Origin of the sequence: Nocardioides marmotae, from assembly GCF_013177455.1 — a bacterium.
Lineage (GTDB): Bacteria > Actinomycetota > Actinomycetes > Propionibacteriales > Nocardioidaceae > Nocardioides > Nocardioides marmotae.
In genome coordinates, this window is record NZ_CP053660.1 from 157,029 (window position 1) to 174,407 (window position 17,379).

Sequence of the window (17,379 nt, forward strand, 5' to 3'; positions counted from 1 at the left end):
CGGCAGGCTGGGACCGTGACGGAGGAGCAGCGGGCGGCACTGGGCGAGGACCTCGCGACGTGGATCGAGTCCCTGGGGCTGGAGGGCCACCTGACCGAGGCCGGCCTGCCGACGTTCCGGCGGGACGGCGAGGACGGCCGGGCCCGCTGGATCGACCCCGGCACGGGCGGCGACCTCAGCCTCGCCCAGCTCCGAGACGTCGAGCAGCTGCTGCGCAGCGAGGGGACCGAGCCCGAGCACGCCGTACCGGTCTCGCTCCTCGTCCTGCGCCGGCACGCCCGGCTGCGCGAGGAGCTGCTGGCGACCCCGTGGCACGACTACGCCTCGCTGGCCGAGCTGCGCGGCGCCTCGCTCGAGGCGACCCGGTTCGCGGTGCACAAGGCCGCCTCGACCCACCGGCTGCTGGTGGTGCCGGTCGAGGAGCGCAGCATCGTGCCGGCGTTCCAGCTGAGCGGCGACGGCGAGGTGCGCGCCGACCTCGCACCCGTCCTCGAGCCGATCCTGGCCGCACGGATGGACCCGTGGCGGGCCTGGGCCTGGCTCACCCAGCCGGCCGGGCTGCTGGGTGGGCTCGTGCCCGAGCGGGCCGTGGCCGACCCCGAGACCGCCGACCTGGTGCTGACCGCCGCCGTCCGCCTCGCCGAGCGGGTGTCCGCGGGCTCCTGACCGCAAGCGATGAGCCCGGGCCGCCCGGGTGGTCTGGACACCGACGAGCAGCCCGGCGGCCGCTGTCGGCGGCGTCCGGCATGCTGGCCCCGCCCGACGGAGGACGGAGATCCATGACCGAGACCGCCAGCCACCTCGCCAGCCACCCCGCCGACACCCACGACCTGATCCGGGTCCGCGGGGCGCGGGTCAACAACCTGCGCGACGTCAGCGTCGACCTGCCGAAGCGGCGGCTGACGGTCTTCACCGGCGTGTCCGGGTCGGGGAAGAGCTCGCTGGTCTTCGGCACGGTCGCGGCGGAGTCCCAACGGCTGATCAACGAGACCTACAGCGCGTTCGTGCAGGGCTTCATGCCGACCCTGGCGCGCCCCGAGGTCGACGTCCTCGACGGGCTGACCACCGCGATCATCGTCGACCAGGAGCGGCTCGGGGCCAACCCGCGCTCGACGGTCGGCACGGTCACCGACGCCAACGCGATGCTCCGCATCCTCTTCAGCCGCCTCGGCGACCCGCAGATCGGTCCGCCGAACGCCTACTCCTTCAACGTCCCCTCGGTGCGCGCCAGCGGCGCGATCACGGTGGAGAAGGGCGGCCGCACCAAGGCCGAGAAGGCGACGTACAACCGCCTCGGCGGGATGTGCCCGCGGTGCGAGGGCCGGGGTGCCGTCTCCGACATCGCGCTGGAGGCGCTGTACGACGAGAGCAAGTCGCTCAACGAGGGCGCCCTGACGATCCCGGGTTGGAGCATGGACGGCTGGCAGGGCCGGATCCTCCGCGGCTGCGGCTACTTCGACCCCGACAAGCCGATCCGGGACTACAGCAGGCGCGAGCTCGACGACCTGCTCCACCGCGAGGCCACCAAGCTCAAGATCGACGGGATCAACCTGACCTACCTCGGTCTGGTCCCCTCGATCCACAAGTCGTTCCTGGCCAAGGACGTCGAGGCGATGCAGCCCCACGTGCGCGCCTTCGTCGAGCGGGCGGTCACCTTCGCCACCTGCCCCGACTGCGACGGCACCCGGCTGGCGCCCGAGGCGCGCTCCTCGCGGATCCGCGGGCTCAACATCGCGGACGTCTGCGCGATGCAGATCAGCGACCTCGCCACGTGGGTGCACGAGCTCGACGAGCCGTCGGTCGCGCCGCTGCTCCAGGGTCTCGGGCACACCCTGGACTCCTTCGACGCGATCGGCCTAGGCTACCTCTCGCTGGACCGGCCCTCCGGCACCCTCTCGGGCGGCGAGGCGCAGCGGGTCAAGATGATCCGCCACCTCGGCTCCTCACTGACCGACGTCACCTACGTCTTCGACGAGCCCACGGTCGGGCTCCACCCGCACGACATCCAGCGGATGAACGAGCTGCTGCTCCAGCTGCGCGACAAGGGCAACACCGTCCTGGTGGTCGAGCACAAGCCCGAGACGATGGCGATCGCCGACCACGTCGTCGACCTCGGCCCCGGCGCGGGCGCGGACGGCGGCGAGATCGTCTACGAGGGCACCCTCGACGGGCTGCGGGCGAGCGGCACGCTGACCGGCCGCCACCTCGACGACCGGGCCCGCCTCAAGGAGCAGGTGCGTACGCCGAAGGGCGTGCTGGAGGTGCGGGGGGCCGCCACCCACAACCTGCAGGACGTCGACGTCGACGTGCCGCTCGGCGTGCTGGTCGTCCTCACCGGTGTGGCGGGCTCGGGCAAGAGCTCGCTCGTCCACGGCTCGGTCGCGGGCCGCGAGGGCGTGGTGGCCATCGACCAGGGCGGCATCAAGGGCTCGCGGCGCAGCAACCCGGCGACGTACACGGGGCTGCTGGAGCCGATCCGCAAGGCCTTCGCCAAGGCCAACGGCGTGAAGCCGGCGCTGTTCAGCGCCAACTCCGAGGGCGCCTGCCCGACCTGCAACGGCGCCGGGGTGATCTTCACCGACCTCGCCACCATGGCCGGGGTGGCCACGACCTGCGAGGACTGCGAGGGCAAGCGGTTCCAGGCCGCCGTCCTCGAGCACACCCTGGGCGGGCGCGACATCAGCCAGGTGCTCGGGATGTCGGTGGCCGAGGCCGAGGAGTTCTTCGCCGCGGGCGAGGGCAAGGTCCCGGCCGCGCACAAGATCCTGGCCCGGCTCGCCGACGTCGGGCTCGGCTACCTCACGCTCGGCCAGCCGCTCACGACGCTCTCCGGCGGGGAGCGACAGCGGCTCAAGCTGGCCGCGCAGATGGCCGACAAGGGCGACGTCTACGTCCTCGACGAGCCGACCACGGGCCTGCACCTCGCCGACGTCGAGCAGCTGCTGGGCCTGCTCGACCGGCTCGTCGACGACGGCCGGTCGGTCATCGTCATCGAGCACCACCAGGCGGTCATGGCGCACGCGGACTGGATCATCGACCTCGGCCCCGGCGCGGGGCACGACGGCGGCCGGGTCGTCTTCGAGGGCACCCCGGCCGAGCTCGTCGCCGACCGCTCGACGCTCACCGGCCAGCACCTCGCGGCGTACGTCGGGGCCTGAGACCGCCGCCGCCCGCACCGCCCGCGTGGTGTGGGATGGGCGCCGTGAACCTCTTCGAGTTCGAGGGCAAGCGCCCCACCGTCCACCCCGACGCCTGGGTCGCACCGACCGCCACGCTGATCGGCGACGTGACCGTCGAGGCCGGCGCGAGCATCTGGTACGGCGCCGTGCTGCGCGGCGACGTGTGCCGCATCGTCGTGCGCGAGGGCAGCAACATCCAGGACAACAGCGTCCTGCACGCCGGGCCCGACCAGGTGCTGACCGTCGGGCCGAACGCCACCGTCGGCCACGGCTGCGTCGTGCACTGCGCGGAGGTCGGCGAGCAGGCGCTCGTCGGCAACGGCTCGACGCTGCTCGACGGCGCCACGATCGGCGCCGGCACGCTCGTCGCCGCCGGCTCGGTCGTCACCCCGGGCACCGAGATCCCGGCCGGCGTCGTCGCGACCGGCACGCCGTGCAAGCCGGCCAAGCCGATCGAGGGCACGTCCTCGCAGCTCTGGGTCGACACCAACGCGATCTACTACGCCGACCTCGCCAAGCGTCACGCCGCCACCGCGCACCCGGCCTGACCGCGCGGAACTCAGGCGCGGGGCTCAGGGGCGGGCGAGGCAGACCGCGACGAGCAGGCCGGGCCGGCGGCCGGTGAAGACGTCCCAGCCGCGGTCGAAGGAGACGATGCGCAGCTCGCCGCGGGTCGTCCGCACGAGCGCGGAGTCGGGCTGGGTGCCGGGGTCGAAGCCGGTGCTCGAGCAGTTGTGCTCGTTCATCGCGCGGTGCACGGCCTGGCTCGCGTGGTCCATCGCCATCGTCGGGGGCCGGGCGTCCGGCGCGGCCGCGGCGCCGCCGGAGGCGGCCAGCCCGGTGGTGACGGTCAGCGCGAGGACGGCGGCGAGCACCGCGGCCTTGAACGCCAGCAGCACCGAGGAGACCTGCGCCCGGGTGGGGCCTCGCCTGGTGGTGGGTCGCATCGCTGGGCTCCCGCTGCCGGTCGGAGGGGTGGGTACGCCGGTGACAACGACCCGCCCCGGGGCCGGTCACGTCCCGGCCGCCGGCGTGAGCGAAATCTCTGGACCGGGCGCGCCACCCGGTCATGGGCGAGGATGGCGGCCATGACCGCCGCCGACTGGTTCTCCTCGCCCGACGACGCCACCACCCGGCTCGCGGCGACCGGCTACCTCGCCGATCCGGCGACCGCCACGACGGCGTACCTCGCCGGCGCCCTGCAGAAGCCGCTGCTCGTCGAGGGGCCCGCCGGCGTCGGCAAGACCGAGCTGGCCAAGGCGGTGGCCCGGGCGAGCGGCGCGGAGCTGGTGCGGCTGCAGTGCTACGAGGGCCTCGACGAGGCGCGAGCGCTCTACGAGTGGAACTACAAGAAGCAGCTGCTGCGCATCCAGGCCACCCAGGCGACCGGTGACGCGGCCACGTGGGACGAGACCCACGACGACATCTTCACGGAAGAGTTCCTGCTGACGCGGCCGCTGCTGACCGCGATCCGCCGCGAGGAGCCGACCGTGCTGCTCATCGACGAGGTCGACAAGACCGACGTCGAGGTGGAGGGCCTGCTGCTGGAGGTGCTCTCGGACTTCCAGGTCACGATCCCCGAGCTCGGGACGGTCGCGGCCGTGCGCCGCCCCTTCGTCGTGCTGACCTCCAACGCCACCCGCGAGCTCTCCGAGGCGGTCAAGCGCCGCTGCCTCTACCTGCACCTGGACTACCCCGACGCCGAGCGGGAGCGCGAGATCGTCTCCAGCCAGGTGCCCGACCTCGACGAGCGGGTCGCCGGCCAGCTGGTGGCCACCATCGCGCGGCTGCGGGAGCTGGAGCTGAAGAAGGCCCCCTCGATCGCGGAGTCGGTGGACTGGGCGCGGACCCTCATCGCGCTCGAGATCGGCGACCTCGACGACAAGGCGGTCGCCGACACCCTCGGCGTCGTGCTCAAGCACGCCTCCGACCACGACCGCGCGGTCCGCGAGCTGCGGCTGCGGAAGTGACCCGGCCGTGAGCGGCAGCGGCCTGCTCGACAGGCACATCGCGTTCCTCGAGGCGCTGCGGTCCGCCGGGCTGTCGGTCTCCCTCGCCGAGGACCTCGACGCGATCGCGGCGCTCTCGGCGCTGGAGTGGGGCAGCCGGCAGACCGTCCACGCGGCGTACGCCGCCACGCTGGTCAAGAAGCAGTCCCAGCGGCCCACCTTCGACGCGCTCTTCGACCTCTACTTCCCGCGGATGGTCGGCTCCGGTGCGGGCGCCGCGACCGGCTCCGGCGACGGGACGGGTGACGGGGAGGGCGACGGCCCCGACGCGGCGGGCCAGCAGTTCACCGTGCGCGACGGTGCCGAGGCGCTGCGCGACTTCCGCGAGCGGCTGGCCGAGGCACTGGCCGCGGACGACCGCCAGGCGCTCGGCGACCTGGCCGCGGAGATGGTCGCCCGGTTCGGCGCCATGCCGGGCCGCGGGCCGGGGCTGTCGAGCTGGTCGGCGTACACCGCTCTCCAGCGGGTCGCGCCGAACGACCTCGTCGACCGGCTGGTCGCGGGGCTGCTCGCCGAGGGCCGCACCGAGGAGGAGGCCGAGCGCACCGCGGGCCGCCGCGTCGGCGGGTTCACCCGGCTGGTCGAGGACGACGCCCGCCGCCGGATCGCGGAGGAGAAGGGGCCCGAGCACGTCGCGAACGTCGCCCTGCGCCCCAGCATCGACCGGCTCGACTTCCTGTCCGCCCGCCGGACCGACCTGGAGCAGATGCGCCGCGAGATCTACCCGCTCGCGCGCCGCCTCGCGGCCCGGCTGACCAAGGAGCAGCACGCGCAGCGGCGCGGCCCGCTGGACTTCCGGCGTACCGTCCGCGCCTCGATCTCGACCGGCGGCGTCCCGCTGACCACCCACCACCGCCCGAAGCGGCCGCACCGCACCGAGCTGGTCGTGCTGTGCGACGTCAGCGGCTCGGTCGCGAACTTCGCGCAGTTCACGCTGCTGCTCGTCTTCGCGCTGCGCGACCAGTTCCAGAAGGTCCGCGCCTTCACCTTCATCGACCACGTCCACGAGGTGACCGAGCACTTCCGGCCCGGCGCCGACGTCGTCGACGTGATGGCCGACCTGGCGGCGAGCACCTCGCACGCGGCGCTGTGGGGGCGGACCAACTACGGGCGGGCGATCACCAAGCTCGCCGAGAACCACGCCGACGCGCTCGGCCCGAAGTCCTCGCTGCTGATCCTCGGCGACGCCCGGTCGAACTACTCCGACCTCGCGCTGGACACGCTCGGCGAGCTCGTCGGCGGCATCCGGAACGCCTGGTGGCTCAACCCCGAGCACCGCCGGCACTGGGACAACGGGGACTCCGCGGCGTCGCGCTACGGGGCCGTCGTGCCCATGGTGGAGTGCCGGAACCTGACCCAGCTCGGCGAGTTCGTCCACGACATCCTCTAGACACGCCGGGCGGTTTCGGGCCCCGCGGATGCCGTGCTGTGCCGCGGTACGGCTAGCCTGCGGGACGCCGGACGAGCCTGCGGCACCACGCGCAGGCCGCCGGTCGTGCCGCCGAACCCCGACCGGGCCGGCACCGCACGACCCCAGCAGACGACGAACAGGAGCACGACATGAACAAGGGACAGCTGCGCGACGCCGTCGCCGAGCAGACCGGTCTGGGCAACAAGGAGGCCGAGCAGGCCCTCGACGCCGTCCTCGACGCCATCGTCAAGGCCGTCGCCGCCGGTGACAAGGTCAGCATCAGCGGCTTCGGCACCTTCGAGTCGCGCGAGCGCTCGGCTCGCCAGGGCCGCAACCCGCAGACCGGCGAGACCATCGAGATCGCCGCCACCACCGCGCCGGCGTTCAAGGCCGCCTCGGCCTTCAAGTCGGCGGTCGCCGGCAGCTGAGCTGCCACCCGACGTACGACGGCCGAGGGCCGGGCACCCCGCTCAGGGGGCCCGGCCCTCGGCCGTTCCCGGCCTCAGCCCGCGAGGTAGCCCAGGGAGGCGAGGCGGTCCAGCTCGGTGCGGACCGCGGGGTGGTCGGCGGCGTCCGCGGCGCGGCCGCCCGCGACGTACGTGCTCTCCCGCGAGCCGTCGACCGCGGCGGCCTCGAACACGACCGTCAGCCGGTTGGGCATGGCGAGGTTCAGCAGCGAGCCGAGCAGCGCGACCGGGTCGGCGCGGTCCTCCAGCGCCAGGACGCGCGTGGGCTCGGGGACCCGCGCCACCTGCGCGGCCGGGGCGCCGGCGGTCACCACCTGCTCGACGGTGAACGACGCCGACCCGGACGGCCCGCCCGCGGCCGCGGCCACCTCGGCGGCGGTCACCCCGCCCTGGGCGGAGCCCACGAGCATGACCCGCGCGTCGTCGTCGCCCTCGACGGCCGCCTCGATCGAGCGGACGACCTGCGCGGCGTACGGCGCCGCGTCGCCGCTGACCAGCCGCAGCCGCGCACCGCCGCCGCTCGGCCCGGGCAGGTAGGCGATGTAGCGGCCCTCGCCGACCTTCGTGACCGCCACCGACGCGGTGACCTCGCCCAGGGCGCTCATCAGCCCCGCGAGCCCGCGCGGCGCCCCGCCCGCGGCCGGCGCGGCCGCGTCCTCGGCCTCCCCGGGCGCGTCGACCACCCCGCCGGCGACGTCGCGCAGGGCCGAGCCGACGTCGATCGCCAGGTCCTCGGCCCCGACCGCGCGCAGGCCGCCGCGGGCGGCCGCCCGGCCGGTCTCCCCGGCGAGCAGGCCGACGGTCAGCAGCGAGCGCATCCGCAGCCCGTCGAGCAGCCCGCCCCCGCCCGAGACGTGCTCGAGCAGCTCGGGGTTGTCCTGGGCCAGCTCGGAGAGGTACGACGCGACGTCCTCGCGGTCCAGCGTGTCGAGCTCGATCAGCCCGGCGCTCAGCACGGGGCCGCCCAGGGCGACCTCCGGTGCGAGGTAGCCGATCGCGCGGCCCGCGATCGCGCCCAGCGTGCGCGAGGCCTCGGCGGCCAGCTCGTCGATCCAGCGGTACGTCGCCACGGTGGCGCGCACGACGACCGCGTCGGCGTCGAGCTCGGCGGAGCGCCCGAGCAGCCCGTGCTTCTCGCCGGTGGCGGCCAGCACGTCGCGCTCGACCTCCGCCCACGTGGCGGGCGCGAGCTCGGCGGACTCCGCGACCGCCGGGTCGCCGAGCACCTGCGCGCCCAGCGCCGCGCGGGCCCGGGCCTCCTCGCCGGCGGCGTCGAACAGGTCGGCCAGCCGGCTCATCCGGTCGTAGGAGTCGGCCAGGTCCGCCGCCTCGACCGCGTCGCGCGGCACGGTCGGCTCGTCCTGGGGGTCGCCCAGGGGGTGCTCGTCCACGGGCTCGTTCACGGGCTCGTTCATGGGCTCGCTCATCGGGTCACCTCCGCCAGCACCGGCGCGAGCAGCGGGCCGAGGTCGGCCGGTTCCACGCGTCGTACCTCCACGCGCGCCTCGCCGGTCCCGGGGTCCCGGTGGGTCCGCAGCGCGTGCCACCCGTCGGCCAGCAGCGTCCACGACACGACGCCGACGACGGTCGTCTCGGGTCCGGAGGTGTCCGCGACCATCGCGCGCAACCGGCCCTGGGCCTCGCCGCTGAGCCCGGCCAGCAGGTCCAGCACCTCCGCGAGCTCGTACGTCGTGCCGTCGGCGCCGCGGACGGTCGCGCCCTCCTGGCCGGCGAGCACCGCGAGCAGGTCGGGCCGCGAGGACCGCACCGCCTCGGCGGCGGCGTCCGCGAGCTCGTAGGGGAGGTCGACGTGCGCGGGGACGCTCGACCCGCCCGTCGGGTGGTCCTCGGGGAGCACCGCGACGCGGGCCAGCTCGGCGGGCCAGTGGTCGGCCGCGAACCAGGCGAGCTCGAAGGCCACGCCGTCGATGGTGGCGAGCGTGGCGACCGCGCCGCCGGCCTCCCGGTGCCAGGCGCGGGCGCGCAGCAGGCCGCCGCCGGTCCGCACCGCCACGTCGAGGTCGAGGGCGACGTCGGGCACCGCGAGCAGGCCGAGCGCGCCGGCCAGCCCCTCGTCGAGGACGTCGTCGACGAGCAGCCCGCGGCGGGTCAGCGAGCCGACCGGCTCGTGCAGCGCGGCCATCACGGCGGCTCGGGCGTCGTCCTCGGCCGACCCGCGGGAGCGGCCCAGCCGGGACTCCAACCCGCTGTCGCCGGCCGGCTGGGGGTCGCAGACGTCGAAGGGGAGCGGGGCGCCGCCGGCGTGCTGGGCGGCGCAGCGCAGCTCGGGCAGGGTGAGCGCGACGCGGCGGGGGAGGGCGTCGAGCAGGCCGGCGGGGGGTCCGGCTCCGGGGGCGGGCGCCGGTGGCGGCGTGCTCAGGTCGACGAGGGTCACAGGGGCCTCACAGTCCGGGGAGGTGGACGCCGAGCCAGTCGCGGTGGCCGGGCGGGGGAGGGTCGAAGGCGGCGAGCTGCTGGTCGGTGGGGTCGGGGGTGCGGGTGATGCCGGTGGGGTCGTCGGCGGCCTGCGCGTCGACGCGGGCGACCCGGGCGCGGGCGTCGGCCACCAGGCTGCCGGCCTTGCGCTCGACCTGGGCGATGGCGTCCTTGGCCCGGTCGACCTCGCTCGCGTGCCGGGCCAGCGCCTCGGCGGCCTGGTCGTGCCCGCCGGCGGCCTGCCGCAGGCGAGCGGCGCGCTCGCGGACCCGCTCGCCGAGCGACTCCGCGGCCCGGCCGCTCCATCCGGTCCCCTCGGTGCGGGCCACCAGCTGGTCGGCCAGCGTCCGCAGGTCGGTGGCCTGCTCGCGCAGCTGGTCGACCCGGCGGCGCATCACGTCGGTGTCGCCGTACATCCATCCTCCTCGTCGGGCCGCTCGACGAGGGGGGCCTCGACTGCCGTCGCATTCCCGGACGAACCTGTCCCGAAACGCCCGGAACCGGCAGGATCGGGCGCATGCTCCCTCGCCGCCCGTTCCTCGCCATGGTCCCGGCCCTGGCCCTCGCCCTGGCCGGCACCTTCGCCGGCCCCGTGGGCCCGGGCGCCGCCGCCCCGAGCGCCGCCGCCCCGAGCGCCGCCGACGAGGGCCGTGCGGCGGCCGTGCGTGAGCTGCCGACGTCGGCGCAGCAGGCCGCCCGTCAGGCGCCCGGCGTGCGCCGGGCGGTCTTCGTCGGCAACAACTGGGACGGCACGGCGAGCATCGTGACTCCGGGCTTCCGCCGGCTCGGCCGGATCGACATCATCCCGGACCGCGCCGCGCGGATGCAGGAGATCGCGCTCAACCCCTACCGGCTGGCCTACTTCCTTGCGATCCGCGCCCTCATCGGCGAGGGCCACGACCAGTACGTCGACGACATGTACACCTCCAACGACGGCCGGCTCCTCGTCGTCTCCCGGCCCTCCTTCGGCGACGTGGTCGGGATCGACCTGGCCACCCAGGAGATCGCCTGGCGCTTCCCGGTCGCGGGCGTCCGCTCCGACCACATGGCGGTCTCGCCCGACGGCAAGCGGGTCGTGGTCAGCGCCTCGACCGGCAACGTCGTCCACGTCATCCGGATGAAGGACGGCAAGGACCTCGGCCAGTTCCCCTCCGGCGGCTCCCCGCACGAGAGCACCTACATCGACGACGGCAAGCGGATCCTCCACGCCAGCATCGGGCTGGTCTACACCCCGCTCGACGACCCGCTGCTGGACCCGCTCAAGGACGAGCGGGTGCTCCAGGTCGTCGACGCCCGGACGAACAAGGTCGTCCGCCGGTACGACCTGCGCAAGGCCCTGGACGAGCGCGGACTGACGAAGGTCAGCACCGCCGTCCGCCCGATCACGCTGAGCCCGGACGAGCAGAAGATGTACTTCCAGCTCTCGTTCTTCCACGGCTTCGTCGAGATGGACCGCCGCAGCGGGCGGATCACGCGCGTCAAGCGGCTGCCCGACCTGGTCCCGGACACCCCGCGCGAGCTCTACCTGCTCGACTCCGCCCACCACGGCATCGCGATGAACCACCGCGGCACCAAGCTCTGCGTCGCCGGCACCATGTCGGACTACGCCACCGTCGTCGACGCCCGGACCTTCCGCACCGGCCGGCTGCTCAAGGGCGGCCTCAAGCCCTACTGGGTCACCCCCAGCTGGGACGGCAAGCACTGCTACATCTCGTGGAGCGGCTCGGACACGATCTCGAAGATCTCCTACGCGACCGGGAGGATCGTGCGGACCACCAAGGTGGGCTACCACCCGCAGCGGGTCCGCAACGGCTTCGTCGACCGCACCCTGGTGGCCGGCCTGCCGAACCACGTCCCCGACCGGTCGCTGCTCGACGGGCTGCCGCTGCCCTGACCCTCCGGGGTCCGCCCCGGGCCCGGTACGCCGCGGCCTCACGGCTCGCGGACGACCTGGAAGGCCTGGCTGGTGACCACCGTCCCGGCCGGCCCGGCGACGTACCCCTGCTCCTCGAGGCGGCGCAGCGCGTCGAGGACCGAGGGGTGGGCCGTCCCGTCGGCGGCCGCGGCCTCGAGCACGGCGGCCGCGGCGACGTAGTGGCCGATCCCGTGGGCGGCGGCCACGCCCGACCCGCCCCCGCCGCCCTCCGCGCCGGCGAACCGCACCGTCGTCTGCTCGAGGGTGTCGCGGTTGTCCTCGCCGTCCAGCAGCGGGACGAGGTCCCCGCGGTGCTCCAGCGACAGCACGTGGGAGCCCGGCGGGAACCCGTCGAGGTGGGCCGTCGGCGCCCCGGCGGTCACCACGTCGGTGACGTGGAACGGGCCGCCCGCCGCCAGCACCGCCGCCGCGACCATCCCGCCCTGGGAGTGGCCCACGAGCAGCACGGGGTCCTCGGGCCCGATGCCCGCCTGGGCCATCGCGTCGAGGACGCCCTGCTGGTGGGGGTTGTCCAGCCCGGCGACCAGCAGCAGGTTGGCGGCCAGGTCGCGCGCGTCGTCGTCCTGCGTCCACGGCAGGGTCGCCAGGTCGTCGGTGCCGGGCAGGTGCACGACGTGGCGCACCGACCCGTCCGGCGCGGTCGCGGTGCGCACCTCGATCGTGCCGTCGCCGCCGGCGCGGTGCACCTCGTCGAGGTCGGCCAGCAGGTCGGCGAGCCCGCCGGGCTGCCGCGTGGTCCGGGGCGTCCCGAGGCGCCGCGCGCGTCCCCGGCCCGGGTCGCCGTACGCCGCGGCGAGCGCCGCCGCCGCGGCCTCGGTGTCGCGCAGCCGCCACGGCGCCCGCAGCACGCCGGCCAGGAGCAGGCCGTCGAGCAGCCCGCCGGACCCGTTGACCAGGTGCTGCACGAGGTCGGGGTGCTCGGCGACCGCCTCGGCGAGCAGGGCGTCGGCCTCGGGCCCCAGCACGGTCGCGAGCAGCGGAGCCGTCGGCAGGAGCGGCAGCAGCGCCGGGAGGGTCGCGGGCAGCAGCGTGCCGATGGCGCGGCCCAGCGCGTGGTCGAGCACGTCGAACGCCGCGCGGGCCAGGTCGTCGGCGCCCTGCAGCGCGACCACGCCGGCGCGGACCGCCACGGCGTCGGCCTCCCAGCCCAGGCTCGCCACGAGCGCGCCGTCCGGCCCGGTCGCGGCCCCGAGCACGGCCGCCTCGGCCTCGGCGAAGGTGACCGGAGCCAGCGCGGCCGACTCGAGCAGGTCGTCGTCCAGCGCGGTGCGCCGGCCGACCTCGGCCCACCCGCGCAACCGGTCGCCGGCGCGGTCGTAGTCGTCGGCGAGCGCCCGCACGGCGGCGTACGCCGCGGCGAGGCCGTGCGACCCGCCGGTCACCTCGGTCACCTCCGGGACCTCGGAGCCGCTCACCGCAGGAACCGCGGCAGGTCGAAGGTCAGCCAGTCGCGGTGCCCCGGCGGCGGCAGCGCGACCTGGTCGAGCAGCCGGTCGACCAGGCCGCCGAGCCGGTCGCGGGCCCCGTCGAGCAGGGCGGCGAAGGTCCGCTCGGCGCCCGCCACGAGCTCCAGGCGACGCTCCACCTCGGCGGCGTGCCGGTCGAGGGCCTCGGCGGCGTCCTCGTGCAGCCCGGCGGTACGCCGCAGCCCGCGCGCGCCGTCGTGGGCGCGCTCGCGCATCGCGTCGGCGGCCCGCCCGGTCCACCCCGTCGCCTCGGCCAGGCGGACCAGCCGCTCGGCCTCGGCGGCCACCTCCGCGGCCTGCTCCCGCAACCTCGTCGCGAGCGCACGGATGACCGCCACGTCGCCGTACCTGCTCCCACCCGCTCCGTCCATGGAGCGGGTCTGCCCGAGCCCTCCGGCGGGCTAACCCACCGGTCGCAGCGCTGTGGACAGCCGCTCCAGCGCGGCCTCGATCTCCGACTGCTGGCCCGCGAAGGACATCCGCACGAACCGCCCGCCCTCGACGGTGTCGAAGTCGACCCCCGGTGCCACCGCGACGCCGACCCGGCCCAGCAGGTCGTGGGCGAAGGCCATCGAGTCCTCGGTGAGGTGCCCGACGTCGGCGTAGACGTAGAAGGCCCCGTCGGCCGGCGCGAGGCGGGTGATGCCGAGCGAGGCGAGCCCGTCGAGCAGCACGCGGCGGTTGGCGGCGTAGCGCGCGACGTGCCCGTCGAGCTCGGCGTACGAGGCGTCGTCGAAGGCCGCCAGGCACGCCCGCTGGGCGATGACCGGCGGGCAGATCGTGAAGTTGCCGGTCAGCACGTCCACGGCCCGCCGCAGCCGCTGCGGCACGAGCATCCAGCCGATCCGCCAGCCGGTCATCGAGAAGTACTTGGAGAAGGAGGAGAACACCACCGCCTCGCGCGAGGTCTCCCACGCGCTGCGGGCGAGGGCGGGGGTGCCGTCGAGCGGTGCGTACTCGATGCCGTGGTAGATCTCGTCGGAGATCAGCTGCACCCCGTTGGCCTCGCACCACGCGGCCAGCGCGGCCAGCTCCTCAGGCAGCAGCATCGTCCCCGTCGGGTTCGCCGGGCTCGCGACGACCAGGCCGCGCAGGCCGACCTCGGCGTGCAGGGTCGCGACCTGCTCGACGGTCGGCTGGAACCGCGTCGCCGGCCCGGTCGGGATCTCGACCACCTCGCAGCCGAGCGCGGCCAGGACGTTGCGGTAGCAGGGGTAGCCGGGGCGGGCCATCGCGACCTTGTCGCCGACCTCGAACGCCGCGAGGAACGCCAGCAGGAAGCCCCCGCTGCTCCCCGTCGTCACCACGACGTCCTCGGGCGCGACCTCGATCCCGTGCGCGCGGTGGTGGTGGCCCGCGATCGCCTCGCGCAGCTCCTGGATGCCCGCGGCCGGGGTGTAGCCGAGCGGGTCGCCGGACTGGAGCAGCCGCACCGCCTCGGCCGCCACCGGCGCCGGCGCGCCCGTGCTCGGCTGCCCGGCCAGCAGGTTGAGCATGTCGCCGTGGGTGCGCTGCCGGGCCGCCGACGCCGCGAGCAGATCCATCACGTGGAACGGGGGGACGTTGGCGCGGCTGGCGACGGCGAGGCGGTCGGTGGTCACGCCGCCGACCCTACGGTCCGCCGGGCCCGGCGCCCCCGCTGGTCGAGCAGGAGGGCCGCCAGGCCCGACCGACCGCTGGTCGAGCAGGAGGGCCGCCAGGCCCGACCGACCGCTGGTCGAGCAGGAGGGCCGCCAGGCCCGACGTGTCGAGGCCCGGTGACGGGCGCAGGGCCCGGGGGACGGTCACCGGGTCTCGACGACGCTCGCCAGGGCTCGCTGCTCAACCAGCGGGGGTCAGGCGGAGGCGACGCGGGAGCGGGCGGCGGCGAGACCGGCGCGGCGGCCGAAGAAGGAGCCCTCGCCGAGCTGGGTGCCCGAGCAGTAGCCCTTGCCGTCCTGGGCGATGTTCGAGGCGCACGCGCCGGCGGCGTACAGCCCGGCGACGACGGAGCCGTCAGCGCGCTGCACCTCCCCGTCGACGGTGGTGCGCATGCCGCCGAGGGTGAACCCGGCGTAGATCGCCTTGCCCAGCGTCAGGTCGAAGACGGCCCACGGCCCGACCCGCTGGGAGGCGAGCCAGTCGGGGTGCTTGTGGAAGTCGGGGTCCTCGCCGCGGTCCGCGGCGTCGTTGTAGCGCTCCAGGGTCTCCTGGACCGACCCGGCGGGCAGGTCGAGCGCCGCTTCGAGCTCGGCGAGGGTCTCGTAGCCGTCGATGAGCGGGACGAGGGGGTACTTCGCGTACTCGACGTGCTCGCTGTCCACGACGAGGTACGCCGCCGAGCCGGGCTGCTCGACGACGAACTGCGAGGTGCGCGAGTGGTAGGAGTCCTCGGCCACGAAGCGCTTGCCCTCGCGGTTGACGATCACGCCGGTGAGCAGCACCGAGGGCGGGTAGAACGGGGCGGTCACGAACGGCTCGGCCATGTGCTTGAGCTCGGCGCCGACCGAGTTGCCGAGCCGGATGCCGAGCCCGTCGTCGTAGGTCGAGCCGAGCACGAACGGCTTCTCGGCCAGCTGCGGGGTGTGCTCGGCGACCATGTCGGGGTTCATCACGAAGCCGCCCGCGGCGAGGACCACCCCGCCGGCGAGCACGTGGCCGGTGGTCTCGAAGGAGCGCCAGGCGACGCCGACGACCGTGCCGGCGTCGTCGACGACGAGGTGGGTCGCCCCGGTCTCGTAGCGGACCTCGGCGCCGGCCTCCTCGAGCCGGTCGCGCAGCAGGTCCATCACCATCTTGGTGCCCTCGGTGTCGCCGGCGACGGGCACCTTGTGCCCGCGCGGGGCGGGCCGCGCCTGCTCGCGGTAGGGCCAGACCTTCTCGCTGCCGGTGTACATCAGCCCCTGGGTGCCGGGCTGGATGACGGCCTTCTCGGGGTAGTAGGAGCGCTCGAACTCGAACCCGAGGCCCTCGAGCCAGTCGAAGTGCTCGACCGAGCCCTCGCAGTAGGCGCGGATCTTGTCGTGCTCGGGCTCCTTGGAGACCGCGACGAGGTAGCGGTACATCTCCTCGACCGAGTCCTCGTGGCCGGTGGCCTGCTGCACCGCGGTCCCGCCGCCGAGGTAGAAGTGGCCGCCGGAGAGGCTGGAGGTGCCGCCGTGGACCGCGGCCCGCTCGAGCACGAGCACCCGCGCGCCGGCCCGGGCCGCCTCGAGCGCCGCGCACCCGCCGGCGATGCCGAAGCCCACGACCACGACGTCGTACGTCGGGGTGTCGGCCGGCAGCGAGGAGGCGGGGACCGTCGCGGGGACCTCGGTGCCCTTGGTGGCGGTGTCGGGGGTCGTCGCAGTCATGCGCTGAATCTAGAACAAGTTCCAGTTGCGTGCGATCCTCGGTCCATGGCCCCGTCCACCGCCTCGTCCGCGACCCTCGTGCTCGTCGACGTGGACGGCGCCGAGCACGCCCTGCCGCTGCGCGGCGCCGACCCGCTCCGCGTCGACGGCGCGGCGCTCGCGGAGGCGACCGGGTGGGCGCTCAAGCCGGTCGGGCTGTGCCGCGGGGAGACCTGCGTGCCGCTCCTCGGTCGCGACGTGGTGGACCCGGACGACCCGGCCGCGGTCGACCTGCGGGCGTGGGCCGACGCGCTCGGGCTGCTCGTGGCCGCCGACGAGGAGGCGGGCGTCGTGGCCCTCGCACCCAGCGCGGCGGCCCGGGCCCGCGAGGTCGGCGACGGGCGCGCGCCGAGCCTGACCCTGCCCGACGTCGACGGGAACCCGGTCTCCTTCGGCGACCTCTCGGGCCACAAGCGGGTCCTGGTCACCTGGGCGTCCTGGTGCGGGTGCCGCCACGAGCTCGCCGGCTGGCAGAGGCTCCAGGACGAGCTCGCCGAGACCGGCCTGAAGGTCTTCTCGGTCGCCCTCGACGCCGACCCCGAGGACGCCCGGCCCTGGATCGAGGCCGGCGCGCCGACGTACCCGGTCGTCGTCGACACCGCGCACGTCACCGCCGAGCGGTACGGCATCACCAACGTGCCCTCGGTGGTGTGGGTCGACGAGGAGGACCGGATCGTCAAGCCGCCGACGATCGCCCCCGGCGACGACCAGTTCGTGGAGTTCACCCGGATCGAGGCCGAGCAGCACCACGCGCTGCTGCGGCGGTGGGCCCGCGACGGCGAGCTGCCCGCGAGCGCCGGGGCCACGCTGCCGGTGCGCACCGACGCCGAGCAGCTCGCCCTCGCCGAGCGGCGGGTGGCGGCCCACCTCCAGCGGACCGGGCGCACCGACGCCGCCCGGGCCCACCTCGCCGCCGCCCAGGAGCTCGCGCCGTGGGACTGGACCGTGCGCCGCGGTGGGATCGCGATGACCGGCGGAGACCCGTTCCTCGGAGCGGAGTTCACCTCGTTCTGGGAGATGTGGGACGCCTCGGGGCGTCCGGGTTACCCGCCAACCACCTGACCGGGTGGGTCCGCGGCCCTAGACTTTGCTTCCGCCGCCCGG

The 17,379-nt window shown here is 75.2% G+C and carries 16 protein-coding genes; 8 read left to right on the top strand and 8 right to left on the bottom strand.

Going from position 1 to position 17,379, the window contains the following annotated elements:
- The first annotated feature begins 15 nt into the window (after window positions 1-15).
- From HPC71_RS00755 to HPC71_RS00765, 3 genes are all read left to right on the top strand, one after another.
- Entirely contained in the window at window positions 16-666 is a 651-nt protein-coding gene (locus HPC71_RS00755) for a hypothetical protein (RefSeq protein WP_154615870.1), read from the top strand.
- 113 nt (window positions 667-779) lie between these two features.
- Window positions 780-3,158: an ATP-binding cassette domain-containing protein gene (locus HPC71_RS00760; RefSeq protein WP_154615868.1), complete on the top strand. Its 2,379-nt coding sequence runs from the start codon at window positions 780-782 to the stop codon at window positions 3,156-3,158.
- A 44-nt stretch (window positions 3,159-3,202) separates the two neighbouring features.
- Window positions 3,203-3,727, top strand: a complete 525-nt coding sequence (locus HPC71_RS00765) for a gamma carbonic anhydrase family protein (protein WP_171895949.1) — start codon at window positions 3,203-3,205, stop codon at window positions 3,725-3,727.
- 24 nt (window positions 3,728-3,751) lie between these two features.
- On the opposite strand, the gene HPC71_RS00770 is transcribed toward HPC71_RS00765, so the two are convergent.
- Window positions 3,752-4,126: a hypothetical protein gene (locus tag HPC71_RS00770; RefSeq protein WP_154615864.1), complete on the bottom strand. Its 375-nt coding sequence runs from the start codon at window positions 4,124-4,126 to the stop codon at window positions 3,752-3,754.
- Window positions 4,127-4,267: 141 nt separating this feature from the next.
- Between HPC71_RS00770 and HPC71_RS00775 the strand changes: the two genes are divergently transcribed.
- From HPC71_RS00775 to HPC71_RS00785, 3 genes are all read left to right on the top strand, one after another.
- Window positions 4,268-5,149: an AAA family ATPase gene (locus HPC71_RS00775; protein WP_154615862.1), complete on the top strand. Its 882-nt coding sequence runs from the start codon at window positions 4,268-4,270 to the stop codon at window positions 5,147-5,149.
- A 7-nt stretch (window positions 5,150-5,156) separates the two neighbouring features.
- On the top strand, window positions 5,157-6,578 hold the full coding sequence (locus HPC71_RS00780) for a VWA domain-containing protein (RefSeq protein WP_171895950.1): 1,422 nt from the start codon (window positions 5,157-5,159) through the stop codon (window positions 6,576-6,578).
- Between the two features lie 170 nt (window positions 6,579-6,748).
- Window positions 6,749-7,027 carry an HU family DNA-binding protein gene (locus HPC71_RS00785; RefSeq protein WP_154615861.1) on the top strand — a complete coding sequence of 93 codons (279 nt, stop codon included), beginning with the start codon at window positions 6,749-6,751 and terminating at the stop codon, window positions 7,025-7,027.
- A gap of 74 nt (window positions 7,028-7,101) precedes the next feature.
- Here the strand turns inward: HPC71_RS00785 and HPC71_RS00790 are convergent, their stop codons facing one another.
- From HPC71_RS00790 to HPC71_RS00800, 3 genes are read right to left on the bottom strand one after another with little or no spacing between them, the layout of a single operon-like run.
- Entirely contained in the window at window positions 7,102-8,481 is a 1,380-nt protein-coding gene (locus tag HPC71_RS00790) for a hypothetical protein (protein ID WP_154615859.1), read from the bottom strand.
- Between the two features lie 8 nt (window positions 8,482-8,489).
- Window positions 8,490-9,461: an ESX secretion-associated protein EspG gene (locus tag HPC71_RS00795; RefSeq protein ID WP_154615857.1), complete on the bottom strand. Its 972-nt coding sequence runs from the start codon at window positions 9,459-9,461 to the stop codon at window positions 8,490-8,492.
- 7 nt (window positions 9,462-9,468) lie between these two features.
- Window positions 9,469-9,918 (bottom strand): hypothetical protein, encoded by a 450-nt coding sequence (locus tag HPC71_RS00800; RefSeq protein WP_154615854.1) that lies wholly within the window; start codon window positions 9,916-9,918, stop codon window positions 9,469-9,471.
- Window positions 9,919-10,019: 101 nt separating this feature from the next.
- Here HPC71_RS00800 and HPC71_RS00805 point away from each other — a divergent pair, with 101 nt between their 5' ends.
- Window positions 10,020-11,396, top strand: coding sequence for a YncE family protein (locus HPC71_RS00805; RefSeq protein ID WP_216656502.1), 1,377 nt, complete (start codon window positions 10,020-10,022; stop codon window positions 11,394-11,396).
- Between the two features lie 38 nt (window positions 11,397-11,434).
- Here HPC71_RS00805 and HPC71_RS00810 read toward each other — a convergent pair whose 3' ends face one another.
- The 4 genes from HPC71_RS00810 to HPC71_RS00825 form a co-directional block, all read right to left on the bottom strand.
- Entirely contained in the window at window positions 11,435-12,853 is a 1,419-nt protein-coding gene (locus HPC71_RS00810; protein ID WP_154615852.1) for a hypothetical protein, read from the bottom strand.
- Window positions 12,850-13,275 carry a hypothetical protein gene (locus tag HPC71_RS00815; protein ID WP_154615851.1) on the bottom strand — a complete coding sequence of 142 codons (426 nt, stop codon included), beginning with the start codon at window positions 13,273-13,275 and terminating at the stop codon, window positions 12,850-12,852. Before HPC71_RS00815 ends, HPC71_RS00810 begins: the two co-directional genes overlap by 4 nt.
- A 30-nt stretch (window positions 13,276-13,305) precedes the next feature.
- Complete coding sequence (locus HPC71_RS00820; RefSeq protein WP_253943845.1) at window positions 13,306-14,505, bottom strand: pyridoxal phosphate-dependent aminotransferase; 1,200 nt, start codon at window positions 14,503-14,505, stop codon at window positions 13,306-13,308.
- Between the two features lie 234 nt (window positions 14,506-14,739).
- Entirely contained in the window at window positions 14,740-16,236 is a 1,497-nt protein-coding gene (locus HPC71_RS00825) for an FAD-binding protein (RefSeq protein ID WP_154615849.1), read from the bottom strand.
- A 45-nt stretch (window positions 16,237-16,281) separates the two neighbouring features.
- Here HPC71_RS00825 and HPC71_RS00830 point away from each other — a divergent pair, with 45 nt between their 5' ends.
- Window positions 16,282-17,337, top strand: a complete 1,056-nt coding sequence (locus HPC71_RS00830; protein WP_171895951.1) for a TlpA disulfide reductase family protein — start codon at window positions 16,282-16,284, stop codon at window positions 17,335-17,337.
- Window positions 17,338-17,379: the final 42 nt, after the last annotated feature.